General features: G+C 62.6%; 25 protein-coding genes. 23 read left to right on the top strand and 2 right to left on the bottom strand.

The annotated features are described in order from the left end of the window. Window positions 1-27 precede the first annotated feature (27 nt). The 11 genes from N5A92_RS27040 to N5A92_RS27630 all read left to right on the top strand — a co-directional run bounded on the left by N5A92_RS27040 (window position 28) and on the right by N5A92_RS27630 (window position 9,445). On the top strand, window positions 28-138 hold the full coding sequence (locus tag N5A92_RS27040; protein WP_425248657.1) for a hypothetical protein: 111 nt from the start codon (window positions 28-30) through the stop codon (window positions 136-138). Then, window positions 92-1,021 (top strand): aldose 1-epimerase, encoded by a 930-nt coding sequence (locus N5A92_RS27035; RefSeq protein ID WP_260907712.1) that lies wholly within the window; start codon window positions 92-94, stop codon window positions 1,019-1,021. Before N5A92_RS27040 ends, N5A92_RS27035 begins: the two co-directional genes overlap by 47 nt. Window positions 1,022-1,309: 288 nt before the next feature. After that, on the top strand, window positions 1,310-1,660 hold the full coding sequence (locus N5A92_RS27030) for a hypothetical protein (protein WP_260907710.1): 351 nt from the start codon (window positions 1,310-1,312) through the stop codon (window positions 1,658-1,660). Window positions 1,661-1,759: 99 nt separating this feature from the next. After that, a complete protein-coding gene (locus N5A92_RS27025) occupies window positions 1,760-2,761 on the top strand; it encodes a LysR family transcriptional regulator (protein WP_260907708.1) in 1,002 nt (333 codons plus the stop codon). 142 nt (window positions 2,762-2,903) lie between these two features. Then, a complete protein-coding gene (locus N5A92_RS27020; RefSeq protein WP_260907723.1) occupies window positions 2,904-4,409 on the top strand; it encodes an amidase in 1,506 nt (501 codons plus the stop codon). A 10-nt stretch (window positions 4,410-4,419) separates the two neighbouring features. Further along, window positions 4,420-5,703 (top strand): TRAP transporter large permease, encoded by a 1,284-nt coding sequence (locus N5A92_RS27015; RefSeq protein WP_260907706.1) that lies wholly within the window; start codon window positions 4,420-4,422, stop codon window positions 5,701-5,703. 22 nt (window positions 5,704-5,725) lie between these two features. Continuing rightward, entirely contained in the window at window positions 5,726-6,700 is a 975-nt protein-coding gene (locus tag N5A92_RS27010; RefSeq protein ID WP_260907705.1) for a TRAP transporter substrate-binding protein, read from the top strand. Between the two features lie 68 nt (window positions 6,701-6,768). Further along, a complete protein-coding gene (locus N5A92_RS27005; RefSeq protein ID WP_260907704.1) occupies window positions 6,769-7,299 on the top strand; it encodes a TRAP transporter small permease in 531 nt (176 codons plus the stop codon). Next, entirely contained in the window at window positions 7,296-7,637 is a 342-nt protein-coding gene (locus N5A92_RS27000; RefSeq protein ID WP_260907702.1) for a RidA family protein, read from the top strand. The genes N5A92_RS27005 and N5A92_RS27000 overlap by 4 nt, the downstream gene beginning before the upstream one ends. 7 nt (window positions 7,638-7,644) lie before the next feature. Continuing rightward, a complete protein-coding gene (locus N5A92_RS26995; RefSeq protein ID WP_260907700.1) occupies window positions 7,645-8,877 on the top strand; it encodes an NAD(P)/FAD-dependent oxidoreductase in 1,233 nt (410 codons plus the stop codon). A 178-nt stretch (window positions 8,878-9,055) separates the two neighbouring features. Then, entirely contained in the window at window positions 9,056-9,445 is a 390-nt protein-coding gene (locus N5A92_RS27630) for a hypothetical protein (RefSeq protein ID WP_425248658.1), read from the top strand. 65 nt (window positions 9,446-9,510) lie between these two features. Here the strand turns inward: N5A92_RS27630 and N5A92_RS26985 are convergent, their stop codons facing one another. Then, entirely contained in the window at window positions 9,511-10,560 is a 1,050-nt protein-coding gene (locus N5A92_RS26985) for a GlxA family transcriptional regulator (protein WP_260907698.1), read from the bottom strand. A 195-nt stretch (window positions 10,561-10,755) separates the two neighbouring features. Between N5A92_RS26985 and N5A92_RS26980 the strand changes: the two genes are divergently transcribed. From N5A92_RS26980 to N5A92_RS26940, 9 genes are all read left to right on the top strand, one after another. Then, the gene (locus N5A92_RS26980) at window positions 10,756-11,697 is read left to right on the top strand and encodes a homocysteine S-methyltransferase family protein (protein WP_260907696.1); all 942 of its coding nucleotides are present in this window, start codon (window positions 10,756-10,758) and stop codon (window positions 11,695-11,697) included. Between the two features lie 24 nt (window positions 11,698-11,721). Then, window positions 11,722-12,348: a GNAT family N-acetyltransferase gene (locus N5A92_RS26975; RefSeq protein ID WP_260907695.1), complete on the top strand. Its 627-nt coding sequence runs from the start codon at window positions 11,722-11,724 to the stop codon at window positions 12,346-12,348. An 83-nt stretch (window positions 12,349-12,431) separates the two neighbouring features. Beyond that, on the top strand, window positions 12,432-14,150 hold the full coding sequence (locus N5A92_RS26970) for a tetratricopeptide repeat protein (RefSeq protein WP_260907694.1): 1,719 nt from the start codon (window positions 12,432-12,434) through the stop codon (window positions 14,148-14,150). 116 nt (window positions 14,151-14,266) lie between these two features. Next, a complete protein-coding gene (locus N5A92_RS26965) occupies window positions 14,267-14,575 on the top strand; it encodes a DUF1127 domain-containing protein (protein ID WP_260907693.1) in 309 nt (102 codons plus the stop codon). Between the two features lie 111 nt (window positions 14,576-14,686). Continuing rightward, window positions 14,687-15,250, top strand: a complete 564-nt coding sequence (locus N5A92_RS26960) for a GNAT family N-acetyltransferase (RefSeq protein ID WP_260907692.1) — start codon at window positions 14,687-14,689, stop codon at window positions 15,248-15,250. Between the two features lie 497 nt (window positions 15,251-15,747). Then, window positions 15,748-16,089 carry an ArsR/SmtB family transcription factor gene (locus tag N5A92_RS26955; RefSeq protein WP_260907691.1) on the top strand — a complete coding sequence of 114 codons (342 nt, stop codon included), beginning with the start codon at window positions 15,748-15,750 and terminating at the stop codon, window positions 16,087-16,089. Then, window positions 16,086-17,012 carry an SRPBCC family protein gene (locus N5A92_RS26950; protein WP_260907690.1) on the top strand — a complete coding sequence of 309 codons (927 nt, stop codon included), beginning with the start codon at window positions 16,086-16,088 and terminating at the stop codon, window positions 17,010-17,012. The genes N5A92_RS26955 and N5A92_RS26950 overlap by 4 nt, the downstream gene beginning before the upstream one ends. A gap of 36 nt (window positions 17,013-17,048) precedes the next feature. Continuing rightward, a complete protein-coding gene (locus N5A92_RS26945; RefSeq protein WP_260907689.1) occupies window positions 17,049-17,201 on the top strand; it encodes a dihydrofolate reductase family protein in 153 nt (50 codons plus the stop codon). 41 nt (window positions 17,202-17,242) lie between these two features. Next, window positions 17,243-17,791 carry a dihydrofolate reductase family protein gene (locus N5A92_RS26940; RefSeq protein ID WP_260907688.1) on the top strand — a complete coding sequence of 183 codons (549 nt, stop codon included), beginning with the start codon at window positions 17,243-17,245 and terminating at the stop codon, window positions 17,789-17,791. Between the two features lie 246 nt (window positions 17,792-18,037). Here N5A92_RS26940 and N5A92_RS26935 read toward each other — a convergent pair whose 3' ends face one another. Next, window positions 18,038-19,048, bottom strand: a complete 1,011-nt coding sequence (locus N5A92_RS26935) for a GlxA family transcriptional regulator (RefSeq protein WP_260907722.1) — start codon at window positions 19,046-19,048, stop codon at window positions 18,038-18,040. Between the two features lie 171 nt (window positions 19,049-19,219). Here N5A92_RS26935 and N5A92_RS26930 point away from each other — a divergent pair, with 171 nt between their 5' ends. The 3 genes from N5A92_RS26930 to N5A92_RS26920 all read left to right on the top strand — a co-directional run. Beyond that, window positions 19,220-20,614 carry an FAD-binding oxidoreductase gene (locus tag N5A92_RS26930; protein ID WP_260907686.1) on the top strand — a complete coding sequence of 465 codons (1,395 nt, stop codon included), beginning with the start codon at window positions 19,220-19,222 and terminating at the stop codon, window positions 20,612-20,614. Window position 20,615: 1 nt separating this feature from the next. Continuing rightward, window positions 20,616-21,608: a homocysteine S-methyltransferase family protein gene (locus N5A92_RS26925; protein ID WP_260907685.1), complete on the top strand. Its 993-nt coding sequence runs from the start codon at window positions 20,616-20,618 to the stop codon at window positions 21,606-21,608. A gap of 166 nt (window positions 21,609-21,774) precedes the next feature. Beyond that, window positions 21,775-22,418 (top strand): transposase (locus tag N5A92_RS26920; RefSeq protein WP_260907684.1); only part of this gene is annotated, 644 nt, incomplete at its 3' end.

Here is a 22,418-nt window from a genome sequence, read left to right as displayed (position 1 = left end):
CATGAAGACGCGGCTCCAGCTTGAGGAGTGGCCCGGCTGGTGGCGTTTCTCGTTTCACCGGCGGCGGATCTGATCACCGGGCAGAACATCGGTGTCGACGGGGGATGGCAAGGTGGCAAGGCTCCTGGAACTCGGTGACGCACGCAGCCAGGTGACGGTCGCGCCGGCTCTGGGAGGCGGCCTGGTCGGTTTCGACGCAAAGCTTGCAGGTGGCCTCGTTTCGGTGCTGCGAAGTGCAAAGCCGGGCGCAAACGTCTTCGGACTGGCCAACAACGTTCTCATACCTTTTTCGAACCGCATATCTGGTGGCGGGTTTGTCTTCGACGAAGCGTTTCACGCAGTTCCGTGCAACATCGACGGGCAGGAGTTCCCCGTTCATGGCGATGCGTTCCTGCGCGAATGGGAGGTTCTGGCCGCCACCGGCACGTCCGCCACGCTTTCCTTGCCGGATGGCGGTATTGGTCCCTTTCGCTACGCTGCCGAGCTGACTTACGCTCTCGAGAAGGGAACTTTGCTTGCGCGGGTGAGGGTGATCAACACCGGCTCGCGCCTGCCCTTCGGCGGTGGATTCCACCCGTGGTTTCCGCGCCGTGACGGGACGGGTCTTGCATTCGATGCGACGCATGTGTGGCTGGAGGACGCGCGTCATCTGCCCACCGAACAACGGCCAATCGAGGAGGCGGCGGATTTCGATTTCCGGCGCCTGCGCGCACTTCCGCAAAGCTGGATCAACAACGCCTATATCGGCTGGCGGGGCAGTGCGACCGTTCTCCAACCGGATCTGGGCCTGTCCGTCGAGATCACCGCACCGGACATGGACGTTGCTATCGTCTTCTCGCCTGATGCGAATGCGGACTTCTTCTGTTTCGAGCCTGTCACGCACGCCGTGGATGCGTTCAATCAGCAGGGCATGCCGGGGCTGCGCATATTGGAGCCAGACGCGGAGATGGCGATGGAGATGCGTATTGCCTGGAGACCGGAAACCGCCCATCATGCCGCTGCCTGGAAAAGGCCCTGCTGATATCGACGGTTGCACGCCCCCGCAGCCAGGAACAGCTAAAATGATCCAGTTTGAGCAAGCGATTAGCCAAGTCGGGCCAATTTCGCTCATCTTTTGCATCATCAAAGATCAATGACTTAGCTTGCGGGTTCAAATCACCTCGCAACCCATATCAGTGTGGGTGATCGCGATGGGGGCCGAAAGCGGGTCGGTTTCTGGGATGAACGGCCCGATAGCAGACATTCGGCTGCCGCCGCCGTCTCGGACGCGATCACCCTTTCTGCGATTTCCCCCGAAAGCAGGCGCTCGATGTCCGGCTTGAGCGGCTGCATCGCGGCGAAGCGGAACTTTCACTGCTTACCGATCCTCCGCGTGGTGTTGCGCCGGCGGATCGATGCGCCGTTCGAGGTCGAGCGCGCGGTCAACGGGCAAAGCATCGAGACCCGCCTTGAGGCGCGCCAGCGCTTCAAGATTCTTCCATTGGTCGCCGACCTCGAACAATGGCTGAGAAGCGAGCGCGCCGGAATATCAAAGCATGATCCGGGATCGTCTATCTTCTCGATAGCGAGCACAGGCCGAGCTTGTCGCACGACGCTGATCGCGTATCCGAGCGATAATCTTCCAGGACGCCCGCAATCCTCACCGGATGGATACACTTAGGGAGGTCATCTCGTTTGATCCGAATTAACCTCGGTGCCTACGCAGGTCAGACGGTGTTCTTAGCTACTACATGCACCAGAAGTGTTATTCCCGAAAGGAATGATTGCGCAGACCCTTGGACGACGTAGATCGTGTGTCAAAGGCGGCCGGTATTCCCAGAGCGCACGAGGGAACATGAATTCAGAGCAACTGACAAAGTCACTAACCCTTCGGCATCTGCGCATCATTGCGGCGCTCGCTGAGTTTGGTCTGGTGGCAAAAGTCGCCGACTCGCTAAACGTGACACAGCCGTCGGTCTCAAAGCAGATCAGCGAATTGGAGCGGCTCGTCGAGACGCCGATCGTGACACGCGACCGCAACCGGCTCTATCTCACACCTGTGGGCCGACGGCTTGCCGATCATGCGCGGCAGGTGCTGGCACAGATCGACCGTGCGGCCTTTGATCTAAACGCCATGGCGCAGGGCGTGACCGGGGCAGTCTCGATAGGCGTGGTCAGTTCGGTGGCGCCAATCCTTTTGCCCCGCACGATCGCGCTGATGAAGCGCAGCGCGCCCGAAGCCAGCATTTCGGTGACCGAGGGGCATTTCGTTTCCCTGTTCCCGCTACTTGAGAGCGGTGCGATCGATGTTCTCATCGCCCGCGTCTGGCACCCTCAGGAACTGCCGGGGATCGAACAGAAGTCCTTGTTTCAGGAACAGGTCGTTGTCGTTGCCGGACACGGACATCCCCTGGCAGCGGCGACTACGCTGGAATGGTCGGAAGCGAGGGAATGGCCTTGGCTGCTGCCATTGGCGAATTCGGTGGCGCGCCGTGCCGTGGAGGCGCTGTTTGCCGAGTTCGGCTTTGCCCCGCCGGTCAACCTCATCGCCTCAGCCTCGCTACCACTCAGTATTGGAGTCATGCGGGAAATGCCCGCCTTGGGGCTGTTTCCACAAAGCCTTGCCCGGGTTCACGCAAGCCGCGGTGAGCTCGTTATCTTGCCGCTCGACACCCGCGAGTTCCTGTCTGAGGTGCGCTGCTTCTGGCGCACCGGCCAATCCGAGACCAACAGCTCGTTTGATCTGTTCATGCGGTGCCTTGACCAAGCGCGCAGCGCTTAGACCATTCATTTTGGTTATGATTCTGAAGGAATAAGTAAATATTCACCGCCGGTCTTCCCAGCTACCGTGGAGGGAATGAAAAATATCTGAGGGGCCGGCGCTTTGCCGGATAGCAGCGATAGCCACAGTCTCTTTGCCCGAAATGTCTGCAACCCGGCTGATCGAAGGGTTTGCAAAAGCAGAGTTCACCCCGGGCGAGCTTCTCGAAGCCTGCCGTGAGCGCATATCGCGCCTTAATCCATCGATCAACGCGTTGACCTCTTTTTGCACTGAGCGCGCCATTGCGGAAGCCAGCCGGTCCACGCAGCGCTGGAGGGAGGGCGCGCCCATGGGGCCGCTGGACGGTTTGCCCATCGGGGTGAAGGACCTGCAAGACGCGGAGGGCTTGCCGACCACTCAGGGAAACCCGCTTTTCCGCAGCAATATGGCCAAGCGCGATGCGCCGATGGTGGCGCGGCTGCGCCGGGCCGGGGCCATCGTTCTGGCCAAAACGAACGTGCCGGAATTCGGTGCCGGCGGCAACACGCGCAACCCGGTCTGGGGTGCCACTGGCAACCCGTACGACCCGCGCCTGACAGCGGGCGGGTCCTCCGGCGGCTCGGCCGCAGCCTTGGCGGCGTCCCTGGTACCGCTCTGCACCGGTTCGGATACGGGCGGGTCGCTTCGCCTGCCAGCAGCGTTCTGTGGAGTGTTGGGCTACCGGCCCTCGGCAGATGTGGTGGCACATCCGACCCGGCCCGTGGGCTGGTCGGTCATTTCGGTGCTTGGGCCGATGGCACGGAATATGGACGATCTGTTGCTGATGCTGCAGACGATCCACGGATTTGAGGCGGGCGATCCGCTTTCCTCGCCTGCTGATCCCGCGCGCTTCGACAATCTGTCGCCGGTTTCGCTGGATCAGCTGCACATTTGCTTCAGCGAAGATTTCGGCGGTGCGCCGGTCGACCGCCGGGTGCGCTCTGCTTTCCGCGAGCGGGTGGCGGCCATTGCTCCGCATGTCGCTTCATGCCGTCCGGTATACTTGGATCTCGGCGAGATGGACCGCTGTTTCGATATCCTGCGGGCCGAAAGCTTTGTTGCCGCCTTCGATCTCACAGGAGATGGGGCGGTCGAGCAATTCGGCCCTCATGTGGCCGCGAATGTCGAGTTGGGCCGCCGCCTGAGCTTTCACGATCGCGCCTGGGCCCACCTGGAACAGACCCGCATCCTGCGCGCCTTCAACAAACGAATGGCCGATTTCGACATTCTTCTGCTGCCGACCGCGCCGATACCGGCCTTCCCGTGGGAGCAGTCCTATCCGGAAGAGATCGACGGGCAGAAAATGGACATCTATTACCGCTGGCTGGCGCTGACCTATCGCGGTTCGCTGATGGGCGGCCCCGCGATCACGCTGCCTGCGGGGACCCTCAACGATGGCCTTCCCTTCGGCCTGCAACTGCTGGGACCCTTACGCGACGATCGGGCTCTGCTGCGCGCGGCGCGGGCAATCGAAGCCCTGCTCGCGCGTGATCCTGCAATGGCGCCGGTCAAGCCGGACCTGACGAAAATCGTTCCACCCCCGGTCGACCTCCGCGGAATTGCAACGCATCCGCTTGAGAGTTCGAGTGCCGGAACAGCCCGGCCCGATCCAGTTGGCACGGCGGTCTGAGGATGAGCGCATGTTGATCGTTCTTGCCGCTTTCATCCTGATGCTGATCACCGGCACGGCTTTTGCCTATCTGATGGGGGCGGTATCGGTTCTGTCGTTCATTCTGGCAGATAGAGCGCAGTTTCTCTCGATCATGCCGCAGCGCATATTTGCGCAGCTCGATGTCTTTGCCTTCATGGCGATGCCGCTCTTCATCCTCACGGCCGAGATCATGTCGCGCGCCGGTGTCACACGCAGCCTGATCAACTTTTCCCTGGCGCTGGTCGGACGGTTTCGCGGCGGTTTGGGGCACGTCAATATCCTCACCAGCATCTTTTTCGCCGGCATATCGGGCTCTGCGGTGGCAGATAGCGCCGCGCTGTCGCGCATCTTCGTGCCCGAGATGGTGGCGCGCGGATATACCCGCTACTATGCCGGTGCGGTGACGGCGGCCTCATCGATGATCGGGCCGATCATCCCGCCCTCGATCATCATGATCATCTATGGCGGGCTGACCGGCGCATCGGTCGCCGCGCTGTTTATTGCGGGCATTCTACCGGGGCTGCTTCTGGCCGCGGCGCTGATGGTGCTGAACGGCGTGATCGCACATGTCCGGAAATATCCGGGCGGCGCCGGCACCGATCTGCCGCCGTTCTGGCCCAGCCTGAGGAAAGCCCTGCCTGCGCTTTGCCTGCCCGTCGTCATCCTCGGTTCGCTCGTTTTCGGTCTGGCCACGCCGACTGAAGGTTCGGCAATCGCCGTGCTGGTGGCGCTGATCGCCGGGCAGTTCTACGACGGCCTCTCCGCACGCACCCTTTTCGACGCGCTGGAAACAACCGCGCGGATGACCGGCACGATCTTCATCATCCTGGCCGCAATCTCGATCCTGGGCTTTCTCGCCGGCCAGATGGGCTGGCCGCAAGCTCTGTCGGCCTGGGTGGAGAGCATCGGGCTGACCGGCACCCGCTATCTGTTCTTCCTCCTTCTTATCTTTCTGGTCGCCGGTATGTTCATGGATACCCCGGTGGCCATGACACTGCTGATCCCGCTCTTTGTCCCGCAGGCGCTGCAGCAAGGGATCGACCCGGTTCATCTGGGCATCGTGCTCTGCTTCAACCTGTGCATCGGCCTGATCACCCCGCCCCTGGGTAAATGCCTGGTTGTCGTTTCAGCCATGACCGAGACCAATTACTGGCGGCTGGCCTATGCTGCGCTGCCTTTCATCGCCGTGCAGATGCTGGTGTTGCTGGCTCTGGCCTATTGGCCTGACATCAGCCTCACCCTGCCACGCCTGTCCGGCTTCGCCGTCAACTGAGTTCTGAATGGAGGAGATCAACATGCAACTCAAGGCCCTTACCCTGGCAACCCTGATGGCTCTTGCGAGCCCAGCTGTAGCCGAGGTCAAGATCGCGCTGGACACCAAGCCGGATCTTGAAACCTCCGGCTCCTACAACTGGGCCCACGCCTTCGGCAGCGCGCTGAAGGACGCCGGGATGGAGGTGCGCGAAATGCCGCGCGGCTCGGTCGGCGAAGAAGGCGAGAAGCTCGATCAGATCTCGACTGGCCTGCTGGAAGTGTCTCTGTCGGATGTGCGCACGGTGGCCTCGATCGAGCCCTTTATTTACGGCGTCCGCCTGCCCTATATCTTCAACGATGTCGCCCACATGGACCGCGCGCTGGCCGAAGGCGATGTCTTTGCATCGGTCAACGCTGCGCTGGCGAAACAGGATGCAGTGCTGCTGGCGCTGGTCCCGCTCGGTCCGTCCTCGGGCATCATCACGACGGATACCGCGGTGCGCAAACCCGAAGACATGGGCGCCTTGCGGATGCGCGCCCTCGACGACGCGCAGATCGCCATGTACGAGGCCTGGGGTACCAAAGGCACAATCGTGCCCTGGGGTGAGGTGCCCGCGGGCCTGCAAACCGGGGTGATCGACGGCTATCTCAACTCAGCCTTCGTGCCGATCATGTTTGGCCAGACCGATTTTGTGAAGCATTTCTCGGATGCTGGCGTCATTATCCCGCTGCGCGCCGTGCTGGCCTCGAAACAATGGTATGACGGGCTGTCGGAGGCCGACCGCGCTGCCGTCGACGCCGCTGTCGAACATGCCGATGCGGCCACGCGCGACTGGCTGGCTGAGGCGTCGGAAAGCTCGCTCACAGCACTGGAAGATGCGGGCGTGACGGTGCAGCGCCTCACCGACGAAGAGCGCGACATCTTCCGCGAACGCTCAACCGCGGTTTACAATTCCGATCTCCTGTCGGAGGAAGATGTGGCTGCCTGGACCTCGCTGTCGGACCGCACGCGCTGAGGTGGTGGTGATACAGCAGGCCGCACAGAGATTGCGGCCCCGCCCCAGGCCAATAGGAGATTTCCCGGATGCGTCGGATGATCACCAGCCTCTCGAACGGAGTGCATACAGCCGCACGCAGCGTTGCGGTTCTGGCGCTCTGCGTGATGTTCGTCACGTTGATGATCCAGGTCGTCGCACGCTATGTCTTTGCCTCGCCGCCCGTCTGGACAGAGGATATTGCGCGCTACATGATGGTCTGGACCGGGCTTCTGGGCGCCACGCTTTCCTTCAAGACGCGCAGCGACGCTGTGCTTTTGCAAAGCGTCTTTCCAGCACCGCCGGCGCTCTTGGGCGTGCTGGCAGAGGCGGTCCAGTCGCTGGCGATCCTGACCTTCACCCTTCCGGTCGTCTATTTCTGCTTCGTGGGCCTGCGCGGCGGCTTCTCAAAAGGATATCTCGTCCGGCAGGCTGGGCTAACCGCCGACACATTAGGCATCCAGATGGTCTGGATCGTTGCAGCCGTGCCACTGGCTATGATCCTTATCTTGGTTCACCTCGCCGCGCGTTGGGCCGAACCCGCCGCGGCGACAACCAAGACAGAAACGGAAACACAATGAATATCCCGCTTTCAAAACTTCGCCGTGACGGCGCGACACTCTATCTCTCGGGCGAGCTGGGTTTCGACGCCCACGGCAAGATCCCGGACGGCATCCGCGCCCAAACCGAAAACTGCATCGCGAATATCAAGGCGACGCTCGCCAAGGAGGGGCTGGACCTCTCGGACGTTCTCTCCTGCACCTGCTATCTCACCGATGCCGCTGACTTCCCGATCTTCAACGAGGTGTATGCCGCCGCGTTCCCGCAACCCTATCCGGTGCGAACAACGGTGGGGGTCTTTCTGATGCTCGATGCGAAGGTCGAGATCACCGTGATTGCACGCGATCGCAACCAGTAGGGCGGCAATGGCCGAAATTCTTGTTCTTGGCGCCGGCATGGTCGGCATCGGAGCGGCGCTGGCGCTCCAGGCGCGCGGCCATGCGGTCACCGTGGTGGACCGACGCGGCCCGGGCGAGGAGACCAGTTTCGGCAATGCGGGCGTGTTGCAGGCGGAAGCGATGGAGCCCTATGCGATGCCCCGCGACCTGCCGACATTGCTCCGCTACGCCCTGGGGCGCAGCAACGATGTGGTCTGGTCGCTGCGCGATCTTCCCGGCATCGCGCCGGCCCTTCTGGCCTATTTCCGCGCCTCCGCGCCCGAGCGGCACGCGCGGATTTCCAAGACCTACGCGCAGCTCATCACACGCGTCCTTTCCGATCACGGGTCCCTGATCGAGGCAGCGGGAGCAGACAATCTGGTCCGCCGCACTGGGCTGGGGGAAATTTACCGCACGGCGCGAGCCTTCGACGCCGCCTACGCACGCGCGGAGAAAAAGGCCACCCGCTATAGCCTGCGCCTGCGCGCGCTCGACAGCACGGAATTGGCGCCCGAGGAACCGGCTATCGCAGGCGAGATGGCCGGCGCGCTTATCTGGGGCGACAGCTGGAGCTGCAGCGATCCGGGCGGGCTGGTCACGTCCTATGCCCAGCTGTTCCAGAATCGTGGCGGGCGGCTACTCCAGGGCGATGCGCAAACGCTGGAACGCGCGGGCACGGGGTGGCGTGTCGACACCTGCACGGGGCCCGTCGACGCCCAACATGCGGTTATCGCACTCGGCCCGTGGTCGGGACCCTTGCTGTCACGGTTCGGCTACCGCGTCCGGATGCTGCTGATGCGGGGTTATCACACCCATGTCTCGAACACCCCCGAGCTCAGTCGGCCATATCTTGATGCTGAACATGGATATGTCATGTCGTCGATGCGCGACGGCCTGCGCCTGACCACCGGCGCCGAATTCGTCCGTCAAGACCGGCCGCAATCGCGCCGCCAGCTCGACCGGGCCTTGCGCGCGGCTGGTGAGCTTTTGGCCGCAGATATGAGCGCCGAAGGTAAGCTTTGGCACGGACATCGGCCCTTCCGGCCGGATATGCTGCCGCTTGTGGGGCCTGCGCCGCGGCATAAGGGGCTCTGGTTCGATTTCGGCCATGGCCATCATGGTTTCACCCTCGGCCCCACGACCGGCGAACTGCTGGCTGCGCAACTGGAGGGCGATACTCCTCCGGCGGCACAGAGCCTCTTGGCTGCGGCGTGCCTCTGAGAGATCTCTGTTTCGACCTTCCCCGGGACCATCATAGCCTGCCCTTTCTACGATGGCACGGAGCCCGCGTAGGTCAGCCACTCCTTTACCATGCCGCAATCGAGAAGGATGCGGTTCGAGACCATTAACGTACTCTTGTTCTGCCTGTTGTTGGGCCTGATCTTGGTCGATGAGACCAATGGCGCTGTCAAACCGGCCAACCTTCATCCGCGCCATCGTGCCTGTGGGAATCCCGGCGGCGATGCTTCGCGCTACGTGGCGGCCCGGCAGGCCCGACGATCGCGATCTGCGCGAGCGGATGAAGGCGGTCGCGCAGGAGCGTCGCCGGTTCGGCTATCGACGTTTGCTCGTGATGCTCAGGCGCGAAGGGCGGCGAACAGACTACAACAGCGCGCGGCCTCACTCCCAGATCGGATGGCAGACACCAGACGAGGTCGCACAGACCTTCAATCCGCGACGGTCATCTGCGCTGCGCAATGTGAAAGGCTCCGCGCCAGTGCCCGTCGCTTCACCCGCCCATCAGGCACCACCAACGCCGGACACGAACTCCAAACTGGATAAAGACTGAGGGCAACGTCAGAGGTTACATGAAAGCGCGGCTTACTTGGCATAGAAACAGGGACATCTGTGAGGTCAGACCTTCGCTGATCCTTTCATTGCTCCACTAGGTCGCGTGTCCAGGGAACGCGGCCGAGCATATTCGGGAATCCTGAATCGGCGGCGGTAGTCGCCGGGCGATATGCCGGTCAGGCGCCGGAACAGGCGACTGAAGGAGGAAGCATCCTCGTACCCCACTTCGCGGCCGATCGCGTCCACAGGTGCGGAGCCGGTCTCGAGCATCTGCTTCGCCTCCTCGATGCGCAAAGCCTGGACATAGGCAAGCGGCGAGTAGCCGGTGACCGCCTTGAAGCGGCGGTCGAATGTACGCTTGGGCAGGCCCGATAGGCGTGTCACCTCGGGGATGATGTCCGCGCGGTCGTAATTGCCCGCAAGCCAGGTCTGGCATTTGAGGATGACGGCGTCGCCGTGGACGACGTTGACGGCCATGGAGGCATAGGGGAGCTGCCCGTCGCGGTGCCACTGGTAGAGGAACAGCCTGGAAATGCGGATCGCTTCCTCTCCGCTCCCATAACGGGCGATGAGGAGGAGCGAGAGGTCCTGCCATGACGAGGCGCCGCCGCAGGAGATGATGCTGTGGCCTTCCCCGGTCTGCACCAGGATGCGGTCCTCGTGCAGCTTCACGTCGGGAAACTCGCGGCGGAACACGGGCACATGGCTCCAATGCGTCGTCGTCTCGCGCCCCGAAAGCAGCCCGGCTGCGGCCAACACCAGGGAGCCGCCGCAGGCGGAGCAGATTACCGCACCCTGCCGGTGCATCTTGGCGACCCAGGCGATGAGCCGGCGATCGAGGGCATGAAGCTCCTCCGGCGTGAAGACGATCACGTTCGGCACGAACACGATGTCCGTCTGCTCAATGTCCTCGATCGAGGCCTGCGGAATGATGCTGACGCCGGTGATGAGCTCCAGCGGCCCGTGCTCTGCCGCGATGATGCTCGGCTCGAACAGCGGCTGCCCGGCCGAATTCTTGAGAAATCTCCCTGCCGCCCACAGCGTATCGAAGACGCCGTAGATGATCGAAGGATCGCATTCCCGAAAGACCACGATGCTGACGCGCTTGGGCACCGACTATTTGTCCCTCTGTTTGGCTCAACTCGCACGGTTCCGGCTATTTTGCCTCTCCCGCACGAGAGGCGCTACGTCTATTTCCGCGCCGTACCGAGGTGCCATGGGCACTGCGACATCAAATGCAGACGTCGGTGAACGGCAGCGGGTTCTCAGAATAGCCTGAGCGTCCCTTCAGTATTAGAGGAAACACCAGTGAGTGACTACAGACACCGTCTGCCGCAGTTGAGCGGCAGCCTTTTCCTGACCGATGGCGGTATCGAGACTTCGTTGATCTTTCAGCGGGGCTTCGACCTCCCTCTCTTCGCATCATACGTCCTGCTCGACAACAAAACCGGGCGGGAGGCGGTAAAGAGCTATTATCGCGATTACCTCAAGATCGCCGAGGAGCGTGGCGTCGGCTTTATTCTGGAAAGTCCCACCTGGCGCTGCTCGCGCGACTGGGGCGCGAAGCTGGGCCACGATGCCCGCACAATCGAATCCTTCAACCGCTCGGCAATCGAGTTGATGGAGGAATTGCGGCGCGAAGCTCAAACGGGCGCTCCGATCGTGATCTCCGGCAATATCGGCCCCCACGGCGATGGCTACGCGCCGGAAACGCAGCTCAGCCCGGACGAGGCGGAGGAGTATCACGGCCACCAGATCCGCACCTTCGCCGACACAGCCGCGGACATGGTTGCCGCGGTTACAATGACCCACACCGGCGAGGCGATCGGCGTGGTGCGCGCAGCACGCACCGCCGGGATGCCCGTCGCCATCGCGTTCACCACAGAGACCGATGGACGGCTGCCCTCCGGCGAGGCGCTTGGCGAAGCGATCGAGAAGGTGGACGAAGCCACCGGTGCGGCGCCGGTCTACTACATGGTCAACTGCGCCCATCCCGATCACTTCGCCGACGCGCTTGGCGAAGGAGCATGGCGCTCGCGCATTCGCGGCATCCGCGCCAACGCCTCGCGCAAGAGTCACGCCGAGCTCGACAATTCGGACGTACTCGACCCCGGCGATCCGGTCGAGCTGGCACGGGACTACACGCGCCTGCGTCGGATGCTGCCTCATCTTTCGGTGTTCGGCGGATGCTGCGGCACCGACCACCGCCACATCGAGCAGATATGCCTCAGTTGCCTGGAAGCGGCCTGAGATCGCAATCCGAGGACGACGAACATGTCTTATCCACTGACCGCCCTCATGCCGCGCGATTGCATTCGCCCGGCACTACAGGAAGAAGCCGGTGAAATCGCCCGCCTTTTCCTGATCTCCTCGGATGGGCTCGCGGCCTACATCTGGAGCAAGATGGATATGCAAGGCCTGTCGCTGGAGGAGATCGGCACGGCCCGCTATGCGCGTACCAACACCGCCTTTTCCTTCGAGAATTGCCTCGTCGCAGTGCGCGGCTACAGGATCGCCGGCATGGTGCACGCCTTCCCAATGGAGGCGGACGCCAGCGGCGTCGAAGAGACCGATCCGGTTCTGCGGCCCTATGCGGAGCTGGAGGATCCTGGCTCGCTCTACGTTTCCGGACTGGCCGTCCACGATCGCTACCGTGGCCGGGGGATCGGCGGCGAGTTGATGGACCACGTCTATGCCGTTGCGCGTTCGAGAGGCCTGCCGCGCGTCTCTCTGATCTGCTTCGAGCGCAACGAGACCGCGTTCGAATTTTACCGCAAGCGCGGCTTCCAGGAGATCGCGAGGCGGCCCGTCGTCCCACATCGGTCTCTTCACGACAGCGACGGTGACGCGGTGCTGATGGTCAGAGACTGCTCAAGCACCGCTCAGGTACACCGAACTTAACCGAAACCGACAAGCCAAAGCCCATCGAGCCGGCGCGGCAAGCGCACCGGCAATGGGAGAACCATGCCTGAAAGGAAGAGAAAATGAATACGAAGAAATCCCGCCATATCTTGGCCAGTTCGCTGATGCTGGCCACCTCTATGCTTGCCGTGACTGCAGCGGCGCACGAGCAGACGAAGACGGAACTGTTCAACCCGGGGGTGAGCTACGCCGCCGGAAAGGCCGGCGAGGCGGCGTCCGGACGCCCGCCGCTCTACGAAGGGCTCGGCACCATGTCGATGCCGGTCACGACGAAAAGCGCAGAGGCCCAAGCCTATTTCGACCAGGGCCTGCGGCTCGCCTGGGGCTTCAACCACGCCGAGGCGCGGCGCTCGTTCCAGGAGGCCCAGCAGCTCGATCCGGAATGCGCCATGTGCTTCTGGGGCGAGGCATTCGTGCTCGGTCCCAACATCAACGACGCCATGCGCGACGAGGCGGCGGTGCCTGCGCGGGAGGCGATCGACCGCGCCTTGGCGCTCACGGAGAAGGCCACCCCCAAGGAGAGGGCGCTGATCGAGGCTCTTTCCAGGCGCTATGGCGCGAATCTAATGGCAAGCCGCCCGCCCCTCGATCAGGCCTGGGCCGACGCGTTGGGCGAGGTGGCCAAGGCCTATCCCGACGACGCGGACGTGCTGGTGCTCCATGCCGAGGCGCTGATGAACCTGCAGCCCTGGGATTATTGGGAGGCCGACGGGGTGACGCCCAAGGGCCGCGGCGGCGAGATTGTCGCGGTGCTCGAGCGTACGCTCGATCTCGATCCGGACCATCTCGGGGCGGCGCACCTCTACATCCATGCCGTCGAGGCCTCGGCCGAACCGGGCCGCGCTGAGGCCGTCGCCGACCGCCTGCGCGGCGCGGCACCGGCGGCGGGGCACCTCACTCATATGCCGGCACACCTCTATGTGCGGATCGGCCGCCACGGGGATTCCATCGCCGTCAATCACAACGCCATCGCGGCGGATGAGGCCTTCCTCGCGCAGGCCGGCGACGCGGCAAGCCCGCTCTACCGCTTCGGCTACTACCCGCACAACGTCCACTTCCTCATGGTTTCGGCCCAGATGGCCGGCGTGAAGGAGGATGTGGTCGGCGCGGCGGAAAAGCTGGCGGAAATCACCTCCGACGAAGTCTCGCAGGAACTGGCCTGGGTGCAGGCGATCAAGACGGCTCCCTTCAGCGCCCATGCCCAGTTCAGCGACCCGGACACGATCCTCGCGCTTGCCGACCCCGGCGACCGCTTCCCCTTCGTGAAAGGCTACTGGCATTACGCCCGCGGCGTCGCTCTTGCCTTCAAGGGAGACCTCGAGGCGGCGTCTGCCGAAGCCGACGCCGTCGGCCGGCTGATCGACGAGGCCGATCTGAGCGGGCTGGAGGATCAGTACCTGCCTGCCACGGACGTGCTCGGCATCGCCAGGCACGTGGTGGAAGCCCGCATCGCGGGGGCGCGGAGTGACTATGCCGCCGCCGAGCAGCATCTCACCGAGGCGATCCGCCTGCAGGACGGCATCTCCTACATGGAGCCGCCCCTCTGGTACTATCCCGTCCGGCAGACGCTCGGCGCCGTTCTCCTGCAGCAGGGCCGCGCCGATGAAGCCGTCGCGGCGTTCGAAAAGGCGCTTGCGGAATCGCCGCGCAACGGCTGGGCGCTCTGGGGCCTGCTCAAGGCCAAGGCTGCAGCCGGCAGCGAGGATGCGTCCGAGGCGGAAGCAGCCTTCAAGAAGGCCTGGCTCGGCAACGAAGCACTGCTCGTTCTTGATCGTCTGTAGCAGCCGGAGCACGTATGCGAACCGCGCGCGGCGCAATCGCGAGGGCCCTTCGTCTTCGCGATTGCGCCCCGCGGTGACCGGCGTCTCCAGCTCAAGCTCAACCAAGGAGAATTCCGATGAAGGGATTTCACCGGAGCCGCCGGGCACCAAAGCAGTACACGCTGCATATGCTTTCCGACCATCAGTTGAAGGACATCGGTCTGTCCAGGTCCGGGATCGCATTCGCGGTCGTGGCGGGAACCGACAGCCAAGCGCCGGTGCACCCGCCATGCGACAGCCCAAAACAGCTGGCGACAAGGGGCAGCGAGACGCATCTGGCGGCCCTTGGTGCCGCGACGGCGCTGATCCTGGCGCTCATTCTGCTGATTGCATTTGCCGGGGCCGTACACTTCGCCGGCGTCCCTATCGTCGACATACGTCTTTAGCTGCATTCACGGACGAAGCCGCCTGCAGCGCGCATCTCGCCGAATCCGCATCAGCCAAAGCGATACGCGCGACGCGCGAGCCGAGGCCAAGAGCCTGTTTAGGAATCGATCATGTCGAAAAATACAACCATGCGCGGGTACATCATCCGGAATGCCCGTCCGGCCGATATTGCTGCAATCCGGGCCATGCAGGAGCGCTCGATGTGGGTTCTTGGCGGCGACTTCTACGAAGCGGGAGCGTTGGCAAGCTTCCTGACCGAATTCGGCACCATGGACGACGCCATTGTGGACGAGGGCCATTTCTTCGTGGCTGAAAACGATCGCGGCGCGATCCTCGGCAGCGGCGGCTGGACCCGCTTAAGGCCGGGCTACGCCAATGGGCTGGGGACCGGCGGACAAACCGCCGACAGGCCAACCGTCCGCAGCGTGTTCGTGGATCCTGCCGCCACGCGCCGCGGTGTCGCATCGGCGATCATGCTGCGGGTAGAGCGGGACGCAGTGGAGCATGGCATCCAGACCCTCCATCTCACGGCAACCCTCTCCGGCGTCGCCCTCTACGAGCATCTCGGTTATCGAGCCGAAGAAGCCATGGCGGTGTGTTTGTCAAACCAAACCCGCTTCGCCTGCGTAAGAATGGCGAAGCGGCTCCCGACACTGCGGGAGCAGGCGGCTTGAGCGACTGCCTCACCCATTGGCCCTGATAGTATTCCAGCAGGTGCGGTGCGAGGCGGCGACAAAATCGGGCCGTTCCCCAAAGTCGGCTTGCTGTAACCAGGGTCGCATCGAGGAGCTACCTTCCGGTCTCTCAGAGGAATCATGAACGTTGGTCGGTCTGCTTTCGAGCATCCCTTCCATTGCCAATTGCCGCTTTGGGTCGGAACTGCAGGTTCCTTTTTGTTGCGGTAGCGTGCTCAGCGGAACGTGCCGCTTTCGGCCCAAATTGGAGTGGCCATAAACGGCGAGGCATGGTGGGAAGCGGACTGGCGGCTTCAGGAATTTGTCTTCGATTGCAGGCATCGGCGTGCGCTCGCATAACTGCGAGTAACCTCTCAGCGGACTCGGCAACGGAAGCCGCCTGCTCCAAGAATTCGGCGCGCTTGGGCGGAAAAAACTTAGCGACTTGACGAAGTTTTTGCTTGCGGCCACCGGCAAGTCGAGCGATAGTTAGTGACATGGCTAAGCATGATCCTGATCTCTCGCTGCTCTTCCACGCGCTCGCTGATCCGACCCGCCGGTCGATCCTGACCCGGCTCGCCGAAACACCTGCGCGGGTAACGGATCTGGCCGGGCCCACGGGACTACGGCTGCCCACGGTGATGCGGCACCTTTCCGTGCTGGAGGAGGCAGGATTGATCACCACGTCCAAGGACGGGCGGATACGCACCTGCGCCATCGTGCCCGAGGCTCTGGAGCCGGCGCGGACATGGCTCGACGAGCAGCGGGCCATCTGGGAAGCCCGACTCGACCGGTTGGATGCATTTGTGATGGATGTGATGAAGGAGCGCAAAGAATGACGCGGAACCCGGATTCAAGCGGCATGGCCCGCGCGGCGCCGGACGACAGGAACGACCGCTTTGCCACGCTCACCTTCGACCGGGACGTTGCCGCCCCATTGGCCGTGCTGTGGGAGGCATGGACGGCCCCGGCCGCGCGGGCGATCTGGGCTGCGCCATCGCCCTCGGTCACCGTGGAGTTCCTGGAGGCCGACACCAGGGTGGGCGGCCGCGAGGTCTCGCTCTGCAAGGTCGATGGCCATCCGGACATCCGCTGCGAGTGCGGCTGGCTCGTGCTGCAGCCGGAGATGCACAGCGTGAACTACGAGGTGATCTCGTCCGAAGGCATGACGCAATCGGTCGCGCTGGTGACAGCCGATTTCGAAGGTGCGGACGAGCGCAGCCGGTTGGTCGTGACGGTGCAGCTTTCCTCGCTGGCGGAAGACATGGAGGCAGGCTATCGGGAGGGCTTCGGCGCCGGTCTGGACAACCTCGCGGGCGCGGCTGAACGGACCATGGTGCTGCAGCGGGTGATTCAGGCGCCGCGATCCATCGTGTGGGGCGCGTGGATGAACCCTGAAACGCTGCCGCAATGGTGGGGGCCGGAAGGCTTCTCCTGTCGCACGAAGAGGATCGACTTGCGAACGGGCGGCGAATGGGTATTCGACATGATCGCGCCCGACGGCACGGTCTTCCCGAACCACCATCTCTATCACGAGGTCCTGCCCGAGGAGAGGATCGGCTATACGCTGCTATGGGGCGAAAACGGGCCGAAACATGCCGACGCCTGGGCCTCGTTCGAGGATCGGGACGGGGCGACGAAGGTAACGCTGGGCATGGTGTTCAGCACCGCTGCCGAGTTCCAAGAGGCGAAGGGCTTCAATGCCGAGGAACTGGGAATGCAAACTCTGGGCAAACTGGAACGCTTCGTCGCATCCCGCTGAAATGGTGCGACGTCCCGCCGGCCAGAATTAGGGCTTGTGGACGAGGTCATCATCCATGTCGCGCCCGTCCTCGTCGGCGACGGCTTCCGCCTCTTCGCTCAAAAGGGCATGCAGCCGGTCAGGCTGGACAAGACCGAGGTCTTAGAAGCGGGGCAGATCGCCAGCATGCGCTTCCGCTTCGCCGGATAGGGCCGAGAATTCACAAAGGGATACACGAAGAGGAAGGTTCTATGAGAAAACTGATCATATGGGACATGGTGACCGTCGACGGCTTCTTCGAAGGTCCGGACAGGGACATCAGCTGGTTCGTCTTCGAGGAAGAACTCGAGAATTACATTCGTGAGACCCAGGAAAACGCCGATACGCTTGTCTTCGGCCGCGTGACCTACGAATTCATGGCCGGCATTTGGCCGTCCGAGCAAGGCTGGATCGCGGACTTCATGAACAAGATCGAGAAGGTGGTTTTCTCGCGCACGCTGAAAAGCGCCGACTGGAACAATACGAAGCTCTTCAACGGCGATGTGGCGGAAGAAGTCTCCAAGCTGAAGACCAGGGACGGCGGAGACATCTTCGTGTTCGGCAGCGCCGACCTCACGGCGACCCTGATGGAGCACGGCCTGATCGACGAGTATCACCTCGGGATCAACCCCGTCATTCTCGGGAGAGGCACGCCGCTCTTCAAGGGCGGCGCGAACCGGATACCCCTGAAGCATCTGGAGACGAGGACGCTCAAGTCAGGTGTTGTCATCCTCCATTACGCGCCGGAGAGCAGACAATGACGATCGATCCGCTCTTTCCCGTCAATTAGGCTTGTCGAAATGGGAAGGCCTGGGGAAGCTGCGCGCTCCGGACGATCGGCGGCCAAGGGGCGTGGCCAGTTCGGAACAGCTGAATTAGGGGCGGTAACGGAACGACCGCTTACCGCTCAAATCGACCCGGAACCGGACAGGCGCTTGCGGCCCCGACCGCGACCCGTGGACATGACAGAGGGCGAGGCGCGGTTTGCTGCGTGGCACAATGCGAAATTAATGGTCCTCAAGCGGTTTGGCGATCTGCGCGATACGCTGGAACTTCTTCCTGTAGGCAGACGGCGACAATCCCACGCCACGCTTGAAGACCCTGCGAAAAGAAGCCGAGTCGTCATATCCGACCGAAGCGCCGACCTCGTCGACCGACAGAGTGTCAGTCTCCAACATTTGCTTCGCCTCTTCGATTCGCAATGCCTGCACGTATTCTATCGGTGCAAAGCCCGTGGCCGCCTTGAACCGGCGCGAAAAGGTGCGCGCATTCAGACCGGATCGCGCCACCATTCGCTCCACCGGCTTGGCCAATGCGTAGTTGTCGGCGATCCAGGTCTGGCAATCCGAGATCGGCCCGTCTTCCGACGCCATTGGACGGGTCATCACCGCATAGGGGGACTGGCCTTCGGAATGCCCGCTGATCAGGTACACTTTCGCCGTCTCGATCGCTTGCCGATATCCGCAGTACCTGGCGATCAGATAGACCGCCAGATCGTGCCAGGCGCTGACCCCGCCTGCGGTCACGATGCGGTCGCCTTCCGCCTCCAGACAAAGGACGGACTCGTTGCGAAATGCGATTTTGGGATAGTGGCGCTGGAACATGTTTCGATAGGCCCAATGAGCCGTCGCCCCATGCCCGTCCAAGAGGCCGGTTTCCGCGATCAGGAGAGCCCCGGAACAAACCGAGCAGATGAGCGCCCCATCTCGATGGAGCCTCTTCAGCCAGGCCACCTCCCGTGGGTAGCGGCCCGTGGGCACATCATGGATCGACGTGTACATGTCGCAGACGATCACGGCGTCCGCCTTGTCCAGATCGTCGATGGCTGCGTGCGGCTCGACCGGGATATTGCCCAAACAGTGAAACGCCTTGCCGTCCGCCGAGGCGATCTTGACCTCCAGCAATTCCTGGCCCGGCATGCCGGCGACCATGTCGGTGTATACAGCCCCGGCCGATAGCAAGACGTCATAGAGGCCGTAGAGGACCGAGGCCGAGGTTTCTGGCTCCGCCAGCAACACGATCAATGGCTTTTTCGAACTGCTCACAGCGGTCCTCTGGCTCCTTTGGCGCGGTTTTGGCGCGTATGCCTCGGTCGCCTGTCCAGTATGACCCGTTCATGACCAAATCGCCACTGCCCCGACCGCTGAGATCGCCGTAGCTCCATCGCAACGCTGCAAAGGAGTTTTGAAATGGGCGATCTGAGAACGGCCTTTAATCCAGCCACCGAAGATTTTGGCGGAGAGATGTTTCTACCCGGCGACCCGGGGTTCGACGAGGCGAGAATGGTCTGGAACGCCATGATCGACCGGCGCCCGGCGCTTATCGCACGCTGCAAGAACGTAGATGATGTGATAGCGGCCGTATCGTTGGCTGTGGCGCAGGATTTGCCCATAGCCATCCGTGGCGGCGGCCACGATGTGGCGGGTCACGCAGTCTGCGACGAAGGCGTCATGATCGACCTGTCGCTTATGCGCGGCGTTACGGTCGATGCCGGGGGGCGCGTCGCTGTCGTTGAAGGTGGCGCCCTGTGGCGCGATGTCGACAAGGCCAGCCAGGCGCATGGCCTTGCGACGCCCGGCGGTCTCATCTCGGAGACCGGCGTGGCCGGGTTGACCCTGTCCGGCGGGATCGGATGGCTGCGCGCCAAGCACGGACTTTCGGTCGACAATCTGATCGCGGCAGATGTGGTCACGGCAGATGGCGCACTCGTCCGTGCCAGTGAAGATGAAAACCCCGACCTGCTCTGGGCGCTCAAGGGCGGGGGCGGTAACTTCGGGGTCGTCGTTCGGCTCGAATTCGCGCTTCACCCCATCGGTTCTGAAGTGATGTTCGCGGCCCCCATATATGCCCTCGACGACGGTCCCGGCCCGATCCGCGCATGGCGCGAATTTCTGGCCAGGCATGGTGATCGTGTCGGATCGCTCTGCGAGTTCTCCACTGCCGGCGGCGAGGATTTTCCCGAAAAGTATCGGGGAAAGCGCGTCTATACGCTGGCTTGCGTCTACAACGGCGATGCCGCGGAAGGCGAAGCCCTGCTTCAGCCCTTGCGCGAACTCGGCACCATGGTCGCCGATTTTTCCGGTCGGATGGCCTATTGCGATGTTCAGCAGCTCTTCGACACGTTGATGCCGTCAGGCGATTTCCGCTGCTACTGGAAAGCGCGGTATCTGACCGGCCTGAGCGACGAGATGATCGATCTTGCAATGCAGAACGCCAAGGCTGCCCCTTCTGACAATACGCTGTCATCCCTGTGGAATTTCGGTGGGGCGACGGCGCAGGTCCCGGCCGAGGCCACGGCTTTCGGCGACCGGTCCATGGGTTGGATGTATTCACTGGACGGTGTCTGGTCCGATCCTGGCGAAGATGCCGCGAACATTGCCTGGGCCCGCGATGGCTGGAAGGCGTCGGAGCGCTTCGGCCATCACGGCCGCGTCTATCTCAACTTCCCCGGCCACGGCGAAGACGGCGCCGCGCTGACGCGCACCAGTTTTGGATCGAATTACCGGCGTCTCGTGGACATCAAGACGAAGTACGACCCGGAAAATCGGTTCCGCTTCAACCAGAACATCGCACCGGGAGCTTGATATGCGCGCGCCGTCACCACTTCCCGTAGCCGGGTCGGGCACAATCTTCTTTACCGAAGGCGGGTCCGAAACCGAAATCATGTATCGTCATGGGTTCGAACTGCCCGAATTCGCCCTGTTCCCATTGCTTGACATCCCAAGCGCCGTCACCGCCATGCGCGACATGTTCCGCGCACAACTGGATGTGGCAGCTGAGTTCGGCCTTGGTTTCCTATTATCTGGGCTCGACTATCGAGCGAGCCCGGACTGGGGCGCCAAACTGGGCTATTCGGCGACGGCGCTGGCGGATGCCAACATCGCGGCCATCGCCTTTCTGCGGGAGATCGCAGACCACTACCGCGACCAGATCCCAAGCCTTTTGATCGGGGGATTCCTGGGCCCGCGCGGCGACGCCTACGGGCTGAACCGCGATATAACCGCCGAAAGTGCCGAGGATTATCACGCAGTTCAGCTTGAAACGCTGAAACGGGCGCAGGTGGACTTTGCCTGCGCAATGACCTTCAACAACATCCCGGAGGCCGTCGGCGCCGCACGCGCCGCTGCGCGCATCGGCGTTCCGCTCTCAGTTGCGCTAACGCTTGATAGGACCCGTCGCCTCAAGTCCGGCCCAACTCTTGGCGAAGCAATCACTAACATCGATGCGCAAACCGGGCTTGATGCGCCCGACTACTACCTGGTGAACTGTTCTCATCCGTTGGAATACGAGCCTGCGCTCGATGATGGCGCGTGGACCAGGCGACTGCGTGGCGTGCGACCAAACGCGTCGAAGATGGAAAAAATGGCACTGTGCAAACTGAACCATCTTGAGGACGGAAACCCGGTCGAACTTGCAACGCAGCTAAGCGACTTGCATACCCGCTACCCGCATATGGACATCTTCGGAGGCTGCTGCGGCACGGGCGTGGAGCACCTGCGCGAGATCGCAAAAGCTTTGAGGCCAAGTCTACTCAAGCAAACAGGCTGGTGCTCGGCAGAGTCCAGAATTCCCGTTTGAGGCGAAATACCGGATGTCTCATGCCCGCTTTCAACCGACATTGCAAGCGTCGTGCTGCCCCGCTCGTGTTACGGTCGGCTTTGGGCTTATTCCGTTGAAAAACTCCGGTTGTTTTGCTGCCTGATGACTGATTCAATTTCCGTATTGGCATCGGGGATTGATTGCGATGATGGGACCGAGGCAGGAGGCGCAAGGAGCGCTATTCTACGAGTTCTCGATTGAGGATCATGTCCCGAAGGATCACCTGCTGCGTTCGATCGAGCGGTTTGTTGACTTGTCCGACCTTCGCAAGCATCTGGCTCCGTTTTACAGTTCGACAGGCCGTCCTTCAGTCGATCCGGAACTGATGATCCGGATGCTGCTGGTCGGTTACACGATGGGCATCCGGTCGGAGCGGCGGCTGTGCGAAGAGGTGCACCTCAACCTGGCTTACCGCTGGTTTTGCCGCCTCGATCTGACCGATCAGATTCCGGACCATTCAACTTTCTCGAAGAACCGCCATGGTCGGTTCCGGGAAAGCGATCTGTTGCGGCACGTCTTCGAGACAGTCCTGGCATGTTGTCTTGAGGAAGGGCTGGTGAGCGGGCAGCGCCTCGCGGCCGATGCGAGCCTGATCCGGGCCGATACCAACCGGCGGAACTCCTCGCCGCAATCGGAATGGACGCCTGACAGGATCGATCCTTCCGATGCGCCACGCGCGGTCAAGGAATGTCTGGAAACGCTGGATGATGCGGCCTTTGGGGCGGCCAGCCCGGTAAAGCCGAAGTTCACTTCCCACTCCGATCCGGCCTCTCAGTGGACTGGAGCGCG

This window comes from Chelativorans salis, from assembly GCF_025336525.1.
GTDB lineage: Bacteria > Pseudomonadota > Alphaproteobacteria > Rhizobiales > Rhizobiaceae > Chelativorans > Chelativorans salis.
Note: the sequence above shows the minus strand (reverse complement) of the source record. Positions and strands in the feature narration are given on the sequence as shown.

Bases quoted from the DNA above. Each gene is read 5' to 3' on its own strand.
- N5A92_RS27030 (WP_260907710.1), top strand. From the start codon at position 1,310: ATGTCCGGCTTGAGCGGCTGCATCGCGGCGAAGCGGAACTTTCACTGC.
- N5A92_RS27025 (WP_260907708.1), top strand. From the start codon at position 1,760: ATGATTGCGCAGACCCTTGGACGACGTAGATCGTGTGTCAAAGGCGGC.
- N5A92_RS27020 (WP_260907723.1), top strand. From the start codon at position 2,904: ATGTCTGCAACCCGGCTGATCGAAGGGTTTGCAAAAGCAGAGTTCACC.
- N5A92_RS27015 (WP_260907706.1), top strand. From the start codon at position 4,420: ATGTTGATCGTTCTTGCCGCTTTCATCCTGATGCTGATCACCGGCACG.
- N5A92_RS27010 (WP_260907705.1), top strand. From the start codon at position 5,726: ATGCAACTCAAGGCCCTTACCCTGGCAACCCTGATGGCTCTTGCGAGC.
- N5A92_RS27005 (WP_260907704.1), top strand. From the start codon at position 6,769: ATGCGTCGGATGATCACCAGCCTCTCGAACGGAGTGCATACAGCCGCA.
- N5A92_RS27000 (WP_260907702.1), top strand. From the start codon at position 7,296: ATGAATATCCCGCTTTCAAAACTTCGCCGTGACGGCGCGACACTCTAT.
- N5A92_RS26995 (WP_260907700.1), top strand. From the start codon at position 7,645: ATGGCCGAAATTCTTGTTCTTGGCGCCGGCATGGTCGGCATCGGAGCG.
- N5A92_RS27630 (WP_425248658.1), top strand. From the start codon at position 9,056: ATGGCGCTGTCAAACCGGCCAACCTTCATCCGCGCCATCGTGCCTGTG.
- N5A92_RS26975 (WP_260907695.1), top strand. From the start codon at position 11,722: ATGTCTTATCCACTGACCGCCCTCATGCCGCGCGATTGCATTCGCCCG.
- N5A92_RS26970 (WP_260907694.1), top strand. From the start codon at position 12,432: ATGAATACGAAGAAATCCCGCCATATCTTGGCCAGTTCGCTGATGCTG.
- N5A92_RS26965 (WP_260907693.1), top strand. From the start codon at position 14,267: ATGAAGGGATTTCACCGGAGCCGCCGGGCACCAAAGCAGTACACGCTG.
- N5A92_RS26960 (WP_260907692.1), top strand. From the start codon at position 14,687: ATGTCGAAAAATACAACCATGCGCGGGTACATCATCCGGAATGCCCGT.
- N5A92_RS26955 (WP_260907691.1), top strand. From the start codon at position 15,748: ATGGCTAAGCATGATCCTGATCTCTCGCTGCTCTTCCACGCGCTCGCT.
- N5A92_RS26950 (WP_260907690.1), top strand. From the start codon at position 16,086: ATGACGCGGAACCCGGATTCAAGCGGCATGGCCCGCGCGGCGCCGGAC.
- N5A92_RS26940 (WP_260907688.1), top strand. From the start codon at position 17,243: ATGAGAAAACTGATCATATGGGACATGGTGACCGTCGACGGCTTCTTC.
- N5A92_RS26930 (WP_260907686.1), top strand. From the start codon at position 19,220: ATGGGCGATCTGAGAACGGCCTTTAATCCAGCCACCGAAGATTTTGGC.
- N5A92_RS26925 (WP_260907685.1), top strand. From the start codon at position 20,616: ATGCGCGCGCCGTCACCACTTCCCGTAGCCGGGTCGGGCACAATCTTC.